A 14906-nucleotide genomic window follows, 5' to 3' on the forward strand; every position below is an offset into this window, starting at 1 on the left:
TCCTCCCCGCTGCCTCGCCCCCCCCCGGGGGGGGAGCCCCCGGGGGCGGGGTCGGGGGCCCGGGGCGGCGGGCGGGGGGGGGGGGGCCCCCCCCCGCCCCCCCAGGCCGCAGGTGGTCGCGTCAGTCGCCCGCCGCTTCGGCGCCCTCCGGCACCTTGAGGAAGGACAGCACCACGAACGCGAGCACGTAGAGGCCGACGAACGTCCAGACGACGCCGCCGGGGCCGCCCCAGGGCAGCACGGCGCTGACGACGGCGTTGCCGAGGAACGTCGCACCACCCGCTGCGGTGGCGTACATGGCCATCGCGGCGCCACGGCGCTCCTCGCCGGCGAAGGCGGGGACGATCGCGCCCATCGGCGTGAACCCGGCGAGCATGATGCCGAACACGGTGCCGGCGGCGGTCGCCAGCCAGAAGCCCCACTCGGAGCCGGCCGGCACGAGGTGCGGGACGTACCACCACGCGAGCAGGCCGATCGCCGAGGCGCCGATGCCGAACCACTTCACGGTGCGGATCCAGCCGATGCGGTCGCCGAGGGCGCCGAAGAACGCGTTGAACAGGATGTTGCCGGCGTAGACGATCACGGTCATCGTCAGCCACTTCGACTGGCCCCAACCGAGCTCGGTGCCGATGATCGCGGGCATGATCACGAACATGCCGAACTCCGGGGCGGTGTTCACGAGCCGGATGAGGACGGCGAGCAGGACCTTCGGGCGCTTGACGCAGACCTCGATGCCGCTCGCGATCACCCGGGCGGCGGAGTGCGAGCGCGGCGCGATCCGACCGAGGCCGGTGGGCTCGTGCACGCCGAACCGGACGATCGCCCATCCGACCGCCACGAGGAGCAGCGACAGCGCCATCGACCAGGTCTCCCCGGTGTGGCCGCCGCCGAACGCGGGGATGGTGCCGATCGCGATGAGCGAGCCGAGCGTCGGCAGGCCGCCGGTGAACACGACGTAGAACCAGCCGACGGCGGTGGCGTTCCGCTCGCGGGCGACCGTGTGGTTCACCCAGCAGAGGAACGAGAACGCGAACAGCGGGAAGCCGAGGCCCCGCAGGAAGTAGGTCAGCGCGATGAGGCCGACCGACGCGGTGGGCAGTGCCGCGAGGAACGCGACCTGGAACACGACCCAGAGCACGGCGCCGATGGTCATCACCCGGCGCGGACCCCAGAGCTCCGACAGCACGCCGGCGAAGTACGACGCGACGAGGACCGCGACGCCGTAGAGGCCGATCACCATCGCGGCACTGTCGACCCCGCCGGAGCCGAGCGCCGCCGCGATGTGCGGGGAGATGAAGTTCGACTCGATGCCGTCGCCGGTCATGAAGACCAGGACGCCGAGGAAGCCCCAGCGCAGCGGGTGCGGGATGCCGAGGCGGGCGAGGAGTCCCTCGTGGGCGGCGGCGGCCGGTGGTGCGGGCGGTGGTGCGGCGGTGCCGGACTCGGGTGCGGTGACGCCGTTCGGCGGCGTGAGGGTGGTGGTGCGGGCGGTGCGGGGTTCCGACATGTGTCGTCTCTCCTGGAGGGGCCCCGGAGTGCTCGACCCGGCATCGCGGCATGTCTCCGGGGTGCGCCGCGCGCCGTGCAGCACCTCGCCCGCGCAGTGGCTGCGGGTGGGGTGCTGCGTCGGCGATGATGCGAGTCCTGTACCCGGGCCGCCCGGTGCTGTCGTCGAGGCGGACCCGGCGGACCATCGCCGGCCCGAAGCATGGTGCCCGAGATTAGACCGCTCCAACACAGTCCGTCAAGAACGACAACTGTTGGGTAACGATGTGGGCTCCGGGGCCGCTCGCGGAGCACCGGTCAGTCCACGTCGGACGGCGCCGCCGGTGCCAGGTCGCGGATGAACTCGTCGAGGTGCCGGTCGACCTCGCGTTGATCGGGCTCCGCCGCGCGCAGGACCGCGGCGTCCGAGGCCGTCACGTGGAGGAGCCGTTGCCACTCGGCGTCGTACAGCGCCTCGCGGTAGCCCGACGAGTCCTGGCAGGCGACGTCACGCTCGGCGATCGCGACCTCGGCGTCCTGCACCGGCGTCGACACCAGGTTCGTGCCGTAGTCCATCCGCATCGACTGCGAGGGCATCCCGCTCGGCGCTCCGGGCAGGTCGGGGACGTCGGCGTCCGCCATGCACGTCCGCCAGCGCGCCGCCGCGGCCACGACCGTCTCGTCGTCCCGCGCGGCCGTCCCGGCGAGGAACGTCAGGCGCTTCGCGGTCATCGAGGCGCTCTGCACGCTGCCGTCCGGGTCGGCGGTCCCGACGGTGCGTTCGGCCTGGCGGAAACAGTGGGTGACGGCGGACTGCGAGGCATCGGCGAAGGCGGCGTTCCGCTCCGGATCCCCACCCCACGCGCGGCGGCCGTCCCGGTTCGCCCCGGCGGTCGACGGCGCGTGGTAGCCCCGCGCCCGTGCGGTGTCCTCGTCGAGCGGGCGGGTCGACGACAGTGCCGGGGCCGGATTGCCGCGCTCGGGGGTCTCCGCCGCATCCGAGGCCGCTTCGAGGCCGTCGATGGTCGCCCACGGCGGCGGGAAGTCGATGCCCGCCTTCCGCAGGCACGGCTGCATGACGAGGTCCTCGCCGTAGGAGGCCTTGTCCGACCCCGGCTGGACCCAGCCGTCCAACGGCATCGCCCACGTGGCGACGTCCCGCTCGACGGTCGGCTCGATCGCTCGGTCCGCCGGTTCGGGGAGGGCGTGCACGACGCCGGCGCCGAGTCCGACGAGCACGAGGGCGAGGGCGCCGGTCTTCGCGGCACGGATGGTGAGTCGCATGGTTCCCCTAGGCGCGGACGAGGCCGCGTTCGTGTGCGGTGATGACGACCTGGATGCGGTTCCGGAGTCCGAGCTTCGTGAGCACCGCGCGCACGTGGGACTTCACGGTCGCCTCGCTGAGGAACACGGCAGCGGCGATCTCCTGGTTGCTGAGCCCCTTCGCGACGAGCAGGAAGACCTCCCGCTCGCGGGCGGTCAGGGCGTCGAGGACCTCGTCACGTCGGTGCGTCTCGACGGGCACGCCCTGGGCGCGCAGGAGGTCGAGCGCCTCGGCCTCGGTCGGCGCCGGGCGCCCCTCGTGCACGTCGCGGATCGTGGCGGTCACGACGTCCGGGAGCGCGTCCTTCGTGAGGAACGCCGCCGCCCCGCCCCGGAGTGCGGCGAGCACCGCGTCGTCGCGGCGGATCGTGGTGAGGGCGACCACCCGGGGCCGGTCCTCGCCGGTCGCAGCCAGCCGGGCGAGCGTCTCGATGCCGTTCAGCACCGGCATGCGCAGGTCGAGCAGGAGGACGTCGGGCTGCACGGACGCGCACAGCTCCAGGGCCGCGGCACCGTCCCCCGCGGTCCCCACGCAGGTCATGTCGGGCTGTGCGTCCAGGAGCATCTGCATGCCCGACGCGAAGAGTCGTTGGTCGTCGGCGACCGCCACGCGGACCGGGGTCACCGGGCCGCCTCCAGCTCGCCGACGACCGCCACGGGCAACCACGCGGTGACGACGAACTCGTGCTCCTCGTCGCCGGCCCCGGCCCGCAGCCACCCGCCGACCAGTCGGGCCCGCTCCTGCATCCCCGCGATGCCGGAACCGCGACCGTCCGCGACGACGAGCGGGACCGCCCCCGTCGACGTGACGACCACGCCGAGCCCGGGGCCCCGCCAGTCGAGGACGACCCGGACGGTCGCCGTGCGTCCCTGGTGCTTGAGCGCGTTGGTCAGGCTCTCCTGCACGATCCGGTGCACAGCGCCCTGCGCGGCCGGAGCGAGGGAACCGGGCTCGCCGTGCTCCTCGAGGACGGCGTCCATGCCGAGCTCGCGCATGTCGGCGACGAGGTCGGGCAGGTCCGTCAGCCCGTGCGGCGCGTCGGGTCCGGCGCCCTGGATCCGCTCGACGAGTGCCCGGACGTCGCCGAGTGCGGAACGACTGACCTCGGCGATGTCCTGCAGTGCCCGGGAAGCGTGCTCGTCCCGCACCGCGATCGCCGCCGCCCCCTGCGCCTGCGACACCACGACGGCGAGCGAGTGGGCCAGCGAGTCGTGCACGTCCCGGGCGATCCGCGCGCGCTCCTGCTCGGCCCGCAACTCGGCGCTCGTCACCTCGGTCTCGTGCTCGGCCCGGGCCGTGCGGACCCGGGCGAGGCCGATCCGCCACGTCGCGCCGATCGCCACGCCGACCGCCCAGGCGATCCCGCTGCCGCCCGCGATGGTCAGCGCGATGAACACCAGGTCCGACCGGGTGCCGGCGGTGGACCCCGTCCAGGTCGCCCACACGTCCTGGTCCGCCGCGGAGGCGACCACCATCGCCCAGGCAGCGGCAGCGCTGCCGACGCCGAGCGCCGGGATCGCGAGCCACCGCAGGAGGTCGGAGCGTCCCGCCCCCACGATGCCGGCGACGATCGCGATGGCGATGTACTCGGGCCACACCGTCGCCTCGGGTCGGGCGAGCAGCCGCAGCGCCTGCAGCAGTGGCACGCCGGCGATCATCCCGAGCGCGGTCGCCGGCATCCAGGCCGCGAGCCCGATGGCGACGGCGAAGGCGACGAGGACGACGACGTGGTCGGGGTCCGTGCGGCTGGCCTCGGCGACGAGCCACAGCACGAGGTAGACGACCCCGGCGATCGGGGCGACGAGGTGCCGTGCACGGCGACGGAGGAAGTAGCGCATGCGGCCGAGCGTAGGGGCGGTGTCCGGCGGGGAGCGAGCACTGGAGGCGGCTTTCATCCGAGTGGATGAGGCTCGGCCAGTGGTCAGCGGCCGACCTCGCGTCGGTGGTGCTGGGCGGCCGCGAGGAGCTCGCGGGCTCGGTCGCTCGTGGTCTCGGCGTCGTCGCGGGCGTGCTCGAGTCGCGTGACCTCGGCGGTGGCCTCGGCGAGCTGGCGTTCGAGGTCGGCCCGGCGGGCCTCGGCGGTCGCGAGGGCGTCCTCGGCCGCGTCGAGTGCGGCGTCGGCGTCGCGGGACTCCGTCCGTGCGGCCGTCTCGGCCTCGCCCGCTGCGCGGCGTTCGGCGGCCGGGTCGGTCTCGGGTGAGGAGTCCGGGGCAGGCTCCGGCTCGCGGTCCGGCTCGCGGTCCGGCTCGCGGTCCGGCTCGCGGTCCGGCTCGCTGTCCGGCTTGCGTTCGGGCTTGTGGTCCGGCTTGCGTTCGGGCTTGTGGTCCGGCTTGCAGTCGGGCTTCCGGGAGGCGCGGGTCGTCCCCGCCGCGCGTCTCCCCTCCGTGATGGGGATCGGCGCCGCGCCGCTCCCCGACCACGCATCGGGCACCGCATCCGGATCGGCGAGCGCCCCGTCGAGGTCCACGTCGTCGAACCCGGCGCTCTCGAGCGCGCGGACGAGGAGCCCGGAGCGCACCGCGGCACCGGCGTGCGGGTCCGCCATCGCGGCCTCGATCGTCGCCCGCACCTGGTCGAGCACGGCCGGCGTCACCGGGTGCCCGGCATCGGACGCGAGGTCGGCACCGGCCTGGGTGAGCGCGTCGACCACGCCCGCTCGCTGACGCCGGAGCTTCCGGATGACGGCCGGGTCGGCACCCGCCTGTGCCTGCCGGATGGCGGGTCCGAGGTCGACCGCTTCGTCCAGGGCACCCTCGTGCGCCAGCAGGTCGATGACCCACGCGGCGGGCGCGGGCTTCCGGAGGCCGCCGATCGCCGTCGCGAGGGCACGGTCGTCCTTCCGGACCGCCCGCTGACGAGCCGTCCGCTCGGCGACGAAGTCCGCGGGCGCGACGAGGAGCAGTTCCCTCGCCACGTCCGCGAACCCCATGCGGCCCAGCTTGCCCGCTACCAGTCGTGGACGGTGCCGTCGGCGAGGCGGTTGAAGGGCAGGTACGCCTGCTCGTAGGGGTACTTGCCGGCTTCGTCGACGTCGAGCGAGACCCCGAGGCCCGGCTCGTCGCCGGGGTGCAGGTACCCGTCGGTGAAGGTGAAGGTCTGCCGGAACACCTGGTTCGTCTTCGGGCCGTGCTGCATGTACTCCTGGATGCCGAAGTTGTGGATCGCCAGCCCGAGGTGCATCTGCGCCGCGAGGCCCACCGGCGAGATGTCGGTCGGCCCGTGGAACCCGGACTTGATCTGGTACATCGCGGCGTAGTCCATCGTCTTCTTCAGCGGGGAGATGCCGCCCATGTGGGTCACGGCGCCGCGGACGTAGTCGATGAGCTGGTCTCGGATGATGTCCTTGAAGTCCCAGATCGTGTTGAAGACCTCGCCGATCGCGAGCGGCGTCGTGGTGTGCTGCCGGACGAGCTTCAGGGCCTCTTGGTTCTCGGCCGGGGTGCAGTCCTCGAGCCAGAACAGGTCGTACGGCTCGAGCGACTTGCCGAGCTTCGCCGCCTGCAGCGGGGTCATCCGGTGGTGGCCGTCGTGCAGCAGGGGCAGCTCGGGGCCGAACTCGTTCCGGACGGCCTCGAACACGGTGGGCACGTGGCGCAGGTACGCCCGGGTGTCCCAGTCCTCCATCGCGGGGAACGCACCGCGCTGCGCGGGCTCGAAGTCGTAGCGGACGCCCTCGTTCCCCGTCGTCGTCTTGTTCGAAGCGATGCCGTAGATCGACTCAAGGCCGGGGACGCCCGTCTGCACGCGGATCGAGCGGTAGCCCTCGGACTGGTGCTCACGGATGGAGTCGAACAGCTCCGGCAGCTCCTTGCCCGAGGCGTGGCCGTACGCCATCAGCCCGGTCCGGGAGGCGCCGCCGAGCAGCTGGTACACGGGCATCCCCGCGACCTTGCCCTTGATGTCCCAGAGCGCCATGTCGACCGCGGCGATCGCGGCCATGGTGACCGGACCCCGCCGCCAGTACGACGAGCGGTAGAGGAACTGCCAGGCGTCCTCGATCCGGCTCGCGTCGCGGCCGACCAACAGTGGCACGACGTGCTCGGACAGGTAGGTGGCGACGGCGAGCTCTCGACCGTTCAGGGTGGCGTCGCCCAGACCGGTGACGCCGTCGGCGGTGGTGAGCTTCAGCGTCACGAAGTTGCGGTTCGGGCTCGTGACGATGACCTCGGCGCGGTCGATCAGTTGCCCACGGTCGGCCGACGCCCACGTGTCCGGACGTCCGGCGGTCGGATCGGTCGCCGCGCCGGCGTCGGTCGCACCCGGCACCGGGGCCGCGGGGTTCGTCGTGGTGTCGGTCATGCGTGGACTCCTTCGTCGGTTCTCGTGCGCTCCGCGGTGTCCCGCGCGGCACGGATGCGGTCGGCCGCGGCGGTGATCGCCGCGACGACGGGGGTGGTGTCGAGGTCGGGGGCGATGACGCGCAGCACGTCGTGCACGTCCGAGTCTGCCCCGGGGGCTCCGTCGTCGCTCACCAGGTCGGGCTGCTCTGTCAGGTGCAGCCACCACGCCGCGATGGCGGTCGCGGCACCGGGACCGATGCCCGCGGACGGGTCGCGGTCCAGCCGGTGCCGGAGCACGTCGACCACGCGGACGGGGAGCTTCTCGGAGCCGCCGGCGGCGATCTGCCGCAGGGTGTGCCGGATCCGGGGGTTCGCGAACCGGTCGACCAGGGCGTCGCGTGCCGCGGCGACCTCGGCTTCGGGCAGTGGGAGCTCGAGCGCCGCTTCGTCCCAGAGCTGCTCGACGGCCGCCCGGCAGACGGGGTCGCCCATCGCGGACCCGACAGTGTCGTGGCCGAGCTGCAGGCCGAGGTACGCCAGCAGTGAGTGGGACCCGTTCAGGAGCCAGAGCTTCCGCTGCTCGTACGGGGTGACGTCGTCGACGATGCGGACGCCGGCGGTCTCCCACGCCGGACGATCGATCCCCGCGAAGCCGTCCTCGAGCACCCACTCCGCGAAGGGTTCGGTGACCACGGGCACCCGGTCGCCGTCGAGCGCACCGGGGAGCTCCGCCAGCGCCGCCACGTCGTCGTCGGTCGTGGCCGGGGTGATCCGGTCGACCATCGACGAGGGGAACAAGACGTTCGCGTCGACCCAGTCCTGCAGCGCCGGGTCGGACACGGCGGACGTCACCGCGTCACGGAGCACGTCACCGTTGTGGGTCAGGTTGTCGAGGCTGACGAGCGCGATGCGCCCCGACCCCGCGGCGCGGCGGGCCTCGAGCCCCTCGACCAGGCGGGCCGGGACGTCGGAACCGGACCGGTAGCCCTGCTCGGTGACCGTCAGCGTGACGACGGTGGTCGCCGGGGACGCGACCACGTGCCTCCAGGTCGAGGAGTCGCTGCCCGGGTGGGCGGCCACGATCGTGTCGACCACCTCGGCGTCGTCGCCCGAGGCGGCCCGGGTGACGAGCGTGTACCGGCACCCCTGGGCCTGCAGCGCGTCGGCCGTGTCCGGCGAGCGTCCGGTGAAGGCGGTGAGGCCCCACGGCTCGCCGTCGGCGTGCGCCGTGTACCAGGCGAGGTGGGCGCGCGCGAACGCACCCACCCCGAGGTGCACGATGCCGGGTCGGCGATCGGTCATGCCGACACCGGTACGAGGGACCGCAGGTACGCCAGGTTGTCGGCGGTGCGGGCCTCGAGCGGGAGGTCGGTGGAGAAGTCCTCGATCGTGACCCAGCCGTCGTATCCGACCTGGCGGAGCGCGTCGAGGTACTCGGAGACGGACGCCTGGCCGGTGCGCAGCGGTGCCCACTCGTTCTGCCAGATCGTGCTGCCGTCGGCCCGGGTGTCGCCGGTGTCGACCCAGCGGGCGTTCTTCACGTGCGCGTGGGCGAGGTACGGGCCGAGGAGCTCGAACGCGGCGAGGTGGTCCTCGTGTCCCTCGATCACGAGGTTGCCGAGGTCGTGGATCACGCCGACGTGCTCCGGGTCGAGGCCGTCGACGAGCCGGAGCGCCGCCGACGCCGAGGGCGTGATCGTCATGTGGTGCAGCTCGACGAGCGCCTTGACGCCGAGCTCGGTCGCCCGGGCCACGGCCCACTCGAGGTCGGCGCGGGTGCGGTCGAAGATCTGCGTGTAGGTCTCGCCGGTGCGCTCCTTCTCCTGCCGGTACATCGGCATCGAGACGCGGACCTGGCGGGCGCCGAGCTCGCTCGTGACGCGGAGCATGGTGTCGACGCCGTCACGGTTCGACGCCTGCTGGTACCCGCCGATGCCGGAGTACTCCAGCCCGGCAGCGTCGGTGGTGCGGGCGATCTCGCCGACCTGGTCCTCGATGCCGGTGAACTGCCACGTGGAGTTGTTGCCGGCCCAGAACGAGCGCCCGGCGGGCACGGCCTCGCCGGAGGCCGGACGGTCGTCGACGATGCGCCACTCGATGCCGTCCCAGCCCTGCTCGGCGAGCGTCTGCGCGGCCTGTGACGGGGTCCAGTCGGGGGTGGAGGCGGTGAACACGGAGAACTTCATCGGGTGGCTCCTTCTGCTGCGTGTGCGCCGACGACGGGGACGACGTCGTCGTACGCGCCCTCGATCACGTCGTCGATCCGGACGGGCTTGCCGAGCGTCGCGCTGACGTAGAGGCCGCGGACGGTGGCGAGGGACACGAGGGCCGCGTCGACCGTGACGCCGGGTTCGCGGCCGTCGCGGATCGCCTCGACGATGTCGGTGTACTGCCGGGCGTGACCGGCGGCGAAGTGGTCGGGTTCGGCGGGACCGCCGACGACGTGCTCCGGCGGGACGACCTCGTCCTTCTGGTCGACCGCACCGGCGACCGCCGTGGCGTTCGCGGTGGTGGACGCGGACTCGAGCGTCGCAGCGTCGGGGGCGATGTGGAAGTACGCCAGGCGGTCGTCGTCGACGATCGCGGACCCGTGCGTGCCGTACACGGCGTACCGGGCGGAGAGGCCCGGGTACGCGGCGGTCGTGCAGTGGATGACGCCGAGCGCTCCCCCGGCGAACCGGACGGTGGCGACCGCGGTGTCCTCGACCTCGATCCGGTCGTGCGCGAGCAGGCCGGTCTGCGCCGAGATCTCGACCGGACGTCCGAGCGCCCAGACGAGTAGGTCGACGGTGTGCACGCCCTGGTTCATCACCGCGCCGCCGCCGTCGAGCGCCCAGGTGCCGCGCCAGTCGCCGGAGTCGTAGTAGCCCTGCGAGCGGTACCAGGCGACGCTCGCGAGGCCGGAGGTCACGGTGCCGAACCCGCCGTCGTGGGCGGCTGCTGCAACGGCGGCGGAGGCCGGGTCGAACCGGTGCTGGCTGATGACGCTCGTCACCAGTCCGCGCGCTCGTGCGGAGGCGGCGAGTGCGGCGATCTGCCGTGCGCGGGGCATCGTGGTGTCGAGGGGCTTCTCGATGACGACGTGCTTGCCGGCGGCGAGGGCGGCCTCGGCCAGCTGGACGTGCATGCCGGACGGCGAGCAGATCGCGACGACGTCGATGTCGGTCTGCGCGATCGCTTCCTCGATGGTGGACGTCGTGATGGGGCGGGTGACGCCCATCGCCTCGATCTCGTCGGCGGCGCTCGTGGCCGCTGCGGGGATCGCGTCGACGAGGGCGACGACCTGCAGGTCCGGGTGGTGGACGGCGACCTTGGCGTGGTGGCGTCCGATGACGCCGGCGCCGACGACGGCGAGCTTGAGCGGGGTGGGTTCGGTCATCGCAGGGTGACTCCGATCTGGTCGGTGAGCTTCCGGAGGGCACGACCGGCGCGGCCGAACGCCGCGGGGCCGGAGAACCCGCCGAGGTGGGTGAAGTCGCTGAGGTGCGGCTCGAGCGAGGCGTAGCCGGAGTACCCGGCGTCGCGCAGCGCGGTGAGGGTCTGCAGGAGTTCGCCGTCGCCCTCCCCTGCGGGGACCACCGACGAGTCGGCGGCGAGGGCGTCCTTGACCTGCAGGTAGTCGACGTACGGCGCGAGCTGTGCCCATCCGTCGGTGAACGGCTTGACGCCGCACTGGACGTAGTTCGCGTTGTCCCAGGCGAGTCGGAGCGCGGGCGAGCCGACGCTCTCGACGATGTCGAGCACGCGTGAGGGGACGTCGCCGTAGATGTCCTTCTCGTTCTCGTGCAGCAGCGTGACGCCCTCGCGCTCGGCGAGGTCGGCCAGGGCGCGCATCCGGACGAGGACGTCGTCGCGGACGGCTTCGGGCTGCCGGCCCTCGAAGTAGAACGAGAAGATCCGGATGTTCGTGGTGCCGAGGGCGTGCGCGGCGGCGATCGCGCGGCCGAGTCGTCCGACCTCGTGCTCGACGGGCTCGTCGACCGACACCTTGCCGATCGGCGAGGCGATGGCGGACACGGTCTGCCCGCGTTCCTCGAACAGACGGTGCAGGCCGGCGAGCTGGTCCTCGTCGAGGTCGACGACGTTCACCCCCCACGCGCTGCGGACCTCGATGGCGCTGGCGCCGAGCGCCTGCAGCACCGCGACCTGGATCGCCGGATCGGCGTCGATCTCGTCGCCGAAACCGGAGAGTTCCCAACTGGGCTGGGTCATTGCATTCCCTTCATGCGACCAGCCTGGAGGCGCGGGGCGGGCTGGCACCGCGCCTCCAGGCAGTCTGTGGACAAGTCGGCGGACTGCACAGCGCTACTTGACGGAGCCGGCGGTGAGACCGCCGACCAGGTAGCGCTGGAAGATCAGGTAGAGCGCCACGACCGGGACCGCGCAGACGATCGAGGCGGCCATCATCTGGCCGTAGATCGGGACGGCGCCGCCCTCCTGCGTGGTGCCGAGGACCTGCAGGACGACCGCCACCGTGCGGGTGTTGGGGGTCGTCATGATCGTCGAGAACAGGACGTCGTTCCAGCCGAGCAGGAAGGCGAAGATCGCCGACACGACGATGCCGGGCCACGAGAGCGGCAGGACGATCTTCGTGAGGATCTTGGTGCTGGACGCGCCGTCGATGCGGGCGGCCTCCTCGAGTTCCTTCGGCAGGCCGCGCAGGTACGTGACCATCACCCACGTCGAGAACGGCAGGGCGAACGTCAGGTAGGTGACGAACAGTCCCCAGCGGGTGCCGATGATCTGCACGCCGGTGGCGCTCGCGATGTTCGAGAACACCACGAACACGGGCAGGAGCAGGAGCGTGCCGGGGATCGACTGCAGCGCGAGCAGGCCGCGGAGGAACGTGAGGCGTCCGAGGAAGCGGAACCGGACCAGCACGTACGCGGTGGAGACGGCGAGCGCCGCACTCGCGACGGCGACGGCACCGGCGGTGAGCATCGAGTTCACGAGCCCCTCGCCGAGTGCGACCGTCGACCAGATGTCCACGTAGTTCGCGAGCGTGAACTCCGAGGGGAAGTACTCGCCCCGGGCCACCGCGACGTCGGAGTTGACCGACCCGAACAGGATGTAGAGCACGGGGACGGCGATGAACGCGATGATCACCGCGATCACGAGGATGAGCAGCCAGCGCGGCAGGAGCCGGGTGACGTCGGTGTCGTACGGGCGCTTGTGCCGACGGCCGCGGTCGCCGGCGGTGATGCTCTCGGTCAGCGTCGCCGTGGGGCGGGTCCGCGTGGAGGTGGTGAAGGCGCTCATGCTCGGGCTCCGTCGATGTCGGCGGCAGCGGCCGGGGTCGCTGCCGCGAGGGTGCGCCGGTCGGCACGACGCTGCTTGCGGTCGGGGCCCGCGTCGTCACCGGTGTCGAGCTTCACGGCCCGCAGGTAGACGAACAGCGGGATCGCGACGATCACGAGCGAGCAGATCGCCATCGCCGCGGACAGGCCGAAGCGGAACGACTGGAAGCTCGCGATGTACGTGAGGACGGGCATGACCTCGACGCTCGACGGCAGCGGGATGCCGAACAGCACGAACGGGAGGGTGAAGTTGTTGATGTTGTGCAGGATCGCGATGATCACCGCGAGGCTCAGGGGTCCGCGCAGGTACGGGAAGATGATGTAGCGGAGCTTCGCCCACCAGGTCACCCCGTCGAGTGCGGCGGCCTCGTGCACCTCGTTGTCGACCGCCTGCAGTCCGGCGAGGGAGAGCAGATAGACGAACGGCCAGCTCGTCCAGATCATCACGCCGGCGAGCGCCCAGTACGACGCGGAGCCGTTCAACCAGAGCACGTCGGTGTGCAGGATCGAGTTCACGACGCCCTGCGGCTGGAGCATCGTCCGGAAGAACGTGCCGACGACGAAGGCGGGGAGCACGTACGGGATGAGGTAGATCGACCGGACGAGTCCGCGACCGGGGAACCGGTTCTGCGTCGAGATCGCCGCGGCGACGCCGATCGGGACGGTGACCGCGGTGACGAGCACCGAGATGGACACCGAGATCCAGATCGAGTGGAGCAGGGGCGAGTCGGTGAACGCCTCGGCGAAGTTCGCGAACCCGACGAACGGGGCGCTGAACCACTGGCGGAGCGTGTACTGGTCGAGGTCGAGCATCGCGATGTAGAAGCCCACCAGGAGCGGCACCACGATGACGGCGAGCATGAGGACGCCGCCTGGGAGGAGCATCCAGAGCGGACGCTCCCGCTTGTACAGCGGGGTCGTGCCGTGCGGACGGACCTCGCGGTCACGCGACTCGGTCGCGCGCGGCGCGGGGGTCTGGACCTGCGTCATCACAGGCCTCCGTTCTTATGCCGGTCGAGCGTGGACTGGGCGTCGTGCTGCGCCGCCTTGAGTCGCGCACGGAGCTGGTCGTCGGTGACCTCGCCGCTCTTGAGCGACGGGATGGACTGCACGACGACGTCCACGAGGGAGAGTTGGATGTCCGACCAGGCACCGGTGAAGGCGGTCGGCTTCGAGAGCTTGCCGGCGTCGATGATCGGCTTGAGCTGGGGGTTCGCCGCCGCGAGTTCGGCCGCGGCGTCGGAGTTCGTCGGCAGGTTGCCGAAGAGCTTGTAGTACTCGAGCTGCGCCTTCGGCGTGCTGAGCTGCTTGATGAAGTCGAACGACAGGTCCTGCTTCTTGCCGTAGTCGGCCACGACCCAGTTGTCGCCGGAGAGGATGCTCGCCGCCTCGATGCCGCCGGATGGACGCGACGTGGCTCCCGGGGGCACCGTCGGCAGGAGTGCGAACTCGTACTTGCCGTCGACGGGGGTGTTCTTGAACGAGTTGATCGCGGTGGTGGTCGTCATCGGGAAGAACGCGCCCTTGCCCTCGGTGAACTGCGCGAGGGCCTGGGCGTTGTTCCACCCGATCGCGGCCTTGTCGACGACGCCGTCCTTGGTGACCCAGTCGAAGTAGGTGCGGTAGGCGTTCTCGACGGCCTTCGAGTCGATCTCCGCCTTGCCGTCCTTCGAGACGATCGTGTTGCCGGCGTTCTGCGCCATGCCCCAGACGAACTTCCACGGGTCGAAGCCGTCGGCGTAGGCGATCGCGAGGCCGTGCCGGCCACCCGTGGTGGTGGCCTTCGCGTCCTCGGTCAGCTGGTCCCAGGTCGTGGGCATCTCCGTGATCCCCGCGTCGGCGAGCAGGTCCTTGTTCACCGCCATCACGAACGGTCGGCTGGCGAACGGGATGCCGATCTGCTTCGAGGTGCTCGGTCCGGAGATCCCGAAGGACGCGGGGTCGAACTGGTCCTTGCCCCCGACGGCCTTCCACTCCTTCGAGCCCATCTCGACGAAGGCGCCGGTGGCGTACGCGGTCGGCGTGAACGTGCTGCCGATCGCGTACACGTCCGGACCCCGCCCCGAGATGACGCTCGTCTGGATGGCGGTGAGCTCCTCCTGGGCGGACGAGTACGTCTCCCACTGGACGTTCGCACCGGTGGTGCGCTTGAACTCAGCGGCGACGTCCTGCTGCCACTGCTTGCGTTCCTTGGGGTAGGTGGTGTCCGCGCCCATCATGACGCGGAGGGTGTTCGGGTCGTCGCCGCTGCCGTTCACCACGGCGCATCCCTGGAGGGACAGCGCGGCGAGGGCGACGACGGCCGCGGCACCGATCACGGTGCGGGCATGAAGTCTTCGCGTGTTCACGGGGGTTTCCTCCTCGAGACCTCCTCCGGGCGGCACTGCCCGGTCGATCCACTGTCCCGCGGTTGGCAACATGCGGCAATCGGTTGCCACTTGTTGCCAGACCGGTTTACGTTCGCTGCACCGGCGCACCGAGGCACCGGCAGACCGCACCGGCGCACCGACGCGCAGGCCG

General features: G+C 71.9%; 13 protein-coding genes. All 13 read right to left on the reverse strand.

The features are described 5' to 3' along the window. Positions 1-121: 121 nt before the first annotated feature. A complete protein-coding gene (locus WFH25_RS14725; RefSeq protein ID WP_336698333.1) occupies positions 122-1507 on the reverse strand; it encodes an RbtT/DalT/CsbX family MFS transporter in 1386 nt (461 codons plus the stop codon). Positions 1508-1803: 296 nt separating this feature from the next. Then, positions 1804-2769: a hypothetical protein gene (locus WFH25_RS14730; RefSeq protein WP_336698334.1), complete on the reverse strand. Its 966-nt coding sequence runs from the start codon at positions 2767-2769 to the stop codon at positions 1804-1806. Positions 2770-2776: 7 nt separating this feature from the next. Then, on the reverse strand, positions 2777-3433 hold the full coding sequence (locus WFH25_RS14735; RefSeq protein ID WP_336698336.1) for a response regulator transcription factor: 657 nt from the start codon (positions 3431-3433) through the stop codon (positions 2777-2779). Further along, the gene (locus tag WFH25_RS14740; RefSeq protein ID WP_336698338.1) at positions 3430-4647 is read right to left on the reverse strand and encodes a sensor histidine kinase; all 1218 of its coding nucleotides are present in this window, start codon (positions 4645-4647) and stop codon (positions 3430-3432) included. The genes WFH25_RS14735 and WFH25_RS14740 overlap by 4 nt, the downstream gene beginning before the upstream one ends. Before the next feature lie 83 nt (positions 4648-4730). Then, positions 4731-5738 (reverse strand): hypothetical protein, encoded by a 1008-nt coding sequence (locus WFH25_RS14745; protein WP_336698340.1) that lies wholly within the window; start codon positions 5736-5738, stop codon positions 4731-4733. Positions 5739-5755: 17 nt separating this feature from the next. After that, a complete protein-coding gene (manD, locus tag WFH25_RS14750; protein WP_229086823.1) occupies positions 5756-7108 on the reverse strand; it encodes a D-mannonate dehydratase ManD in 1353 nt (450 codons plus the stop codon). Next, entirely contained in the window at positions 7105-8391 is a 1287-nt protein-coding gene (locus tag WFH25_RS14755) for a mannitol dehydrogenase family protein (RefSeq protein ID WP_336698342.1), read from the reverse strand. Before WFH25_RS14755 ends, manD begins: the two co-directional genes overlap by 4 nt. Beyond that, positions 8388-9275: a sugar phosphate isomerase/epimerase family protein gene (locus tag WFH25_RS14760; protein ID WP_070416783.1), complete on the reverse strand. Its 888-nt coding sequence runs from the start codon at positions 9273-9275 to the stop codon at positions 8388-8390. Before WFH25_RS14760 ends, WFH25_RS14755 begins: the two co-directional genes overlap by 4 nt. After that, positions 9272-10468: a Gfo/Idh/MocA family protein gene (locus tag WFH25_RS14765; RefSeq protein ID WP_071303149.1), complete on the reverse strand. Its 1197-nt coding sequence runs from the start codon at positions 10466-10468 to the stop codon at positions 9272-9274. Before WFH25_RS14765 ends, WFH25_RS14760 begins: the two co-directional genes overlap by 4 nt. Further along, positions 10465-11301, reverse strand: coding sequence for a sugar phosphate isomerase/epimerase family protein (locus tag WFH25_RS14770; RefSeq protein ID WP_229086827.1), 837 nt, complete (start codon positions 11299-11301; stop codon positions 10465-10467). The genes WFH25_RS14765 and WFH25_RS14770 overlap by 4 nt, the downstream gene beginning before the upstream one ends. Positions 11302-11394: 93 nt before the next feature. Further along, positions 11395-12348 (reverse strand): carbohydrate ABC transporter permease, encoded by a 954-nt coding sequence (locus WFH25_RS14775; protein WP_071303147.1) that lies wholly within the window; start codon positions 12346-12348, stop codon positions 11395-11397. Further along, positions 12345-13376: a carbohydrate ABC transporter permease gene (locus WFH25_RS14780; protein WP_309778831.1), complete on the reverse strand. Its 1032-nt coding sequence runs from the start codon at positions 13374-13376 to the stop codon at positions 12345-12347. The genes WFH25_RS14775 and WFH25_RS14780 overlap by 4 nt, the downstream gene beginning before the upstream one ends. After that, on the reverse strand, positions 13376-14734 hold the full coding sequence (locus WFH25_RS14785) for an ABC transporter substrate-binding protein (protein WP_336698347.1): 1359 nt from the start codon (positions 14732-14734) through the stop codon (positions 13376-13378). Before WFH25_RS14785 ends, WFH25_RS14780 begins: the two co-directional genes overlap by 1 nt. Positions 14735-14906 lie beyond the last annotated feature (172 nt).

Origin of the sequence: Curtobacterium sp. USHLN213, from assembly GCF_037144815.1 — a bacterium.
In the GTDB taxonomy this organism is placed as follows: Bacteria; Actinomycetota; Actinomycetes; order Actinomycetales; family Microbacteriaceae; genus Curtobacterium.

What these genes read in the sequence shown, in the direction of transcription:
- WFH25_RS14780 (WP_309778831.1), bottom strand. Translation starts at nt 13,376, where the DNA reads ATGACGCAGGTCCAGACCCCCGCGCCGCGCGCGACCGAGTCGCGTGAC.
- WFH25_RS14765 (WP_071303149.1), bottom strand. Translation starts at nt 10,468, where the DNA reads ATGACCGAACCCACCCCGCTCAAGCTCGCCGTCGTCGGCGCCGGCGTC.
- WFH25_RS14740 (WP_336698338.1), bottom strand. Translation starts at nt 4,647, where the DNA reads ATGCGCTACTTCCTCCGTCGCCGTGCACGGCACCTCGTCGCCCCGATC.
- WFH25_RS14760 (WP_070416783.1), bottom strand. Translation starts at nt 9,275, where the DNA reads ATGAAGTTCTCCGTGTTCACCGCCTCCACCCCCGACTGGACCCCGTCA.
- WFH25_RS14770 (WP_229086827.1), bottom strand. Translation starts at nt 11,301, where the DNA reads ATGACCCAGCCCAGTTGGGAACTCTCCGGTTTCGGCGACGAGATCGAC.
- manD (WP_229086823.1), bottom strand. Translation starts at nt 7,108, where the DNA reads ATGACCGACACCACGACGAACCCCGCGGCCCCGGTGCCGGGTGCGACC.
- WFH25_RS14730 (WP_336698334.1), bottom strand. Translation starts at nt 2,769, where the DNA reads ATGCGACTCACCATCCGTGCCGCGAAGACCGGCGCCCTCGCCCTCGTG.
- WFH25_RS14745 (WP_336698340.1), bottom strand. Translation starts at nt 5,738, where the DNA reads ATGGGGTTCGCGGACGTGGCGAGGGAACTGCTCCTCGTCGCGCCCGCG.
- WFH25_RS14755 (WP_336698342.1), bottom strand. Translation starts at nt 8,391, where the DNA reads ATGACCGATCGCCGACCCGGCATCGTGCACCTCGGGGTGGGTGCGTTC.
- WFH25_RS14725 (WP_336698333.1), bottom strand. Translation starts at nt 1,507, where the DNA reads ATGTCGGAACCCCGCACCGCCCGCACCACCACCCTCACGCCGCCGAAC.
- WFH25_RS14775 (WP_071303147.1), bottom strand. Translation starts at nt 12,348, where the DNA reads ATGAGCGCCTTCACCACCTCCACGCGGACCCGCCCCACGGCGACGCTG.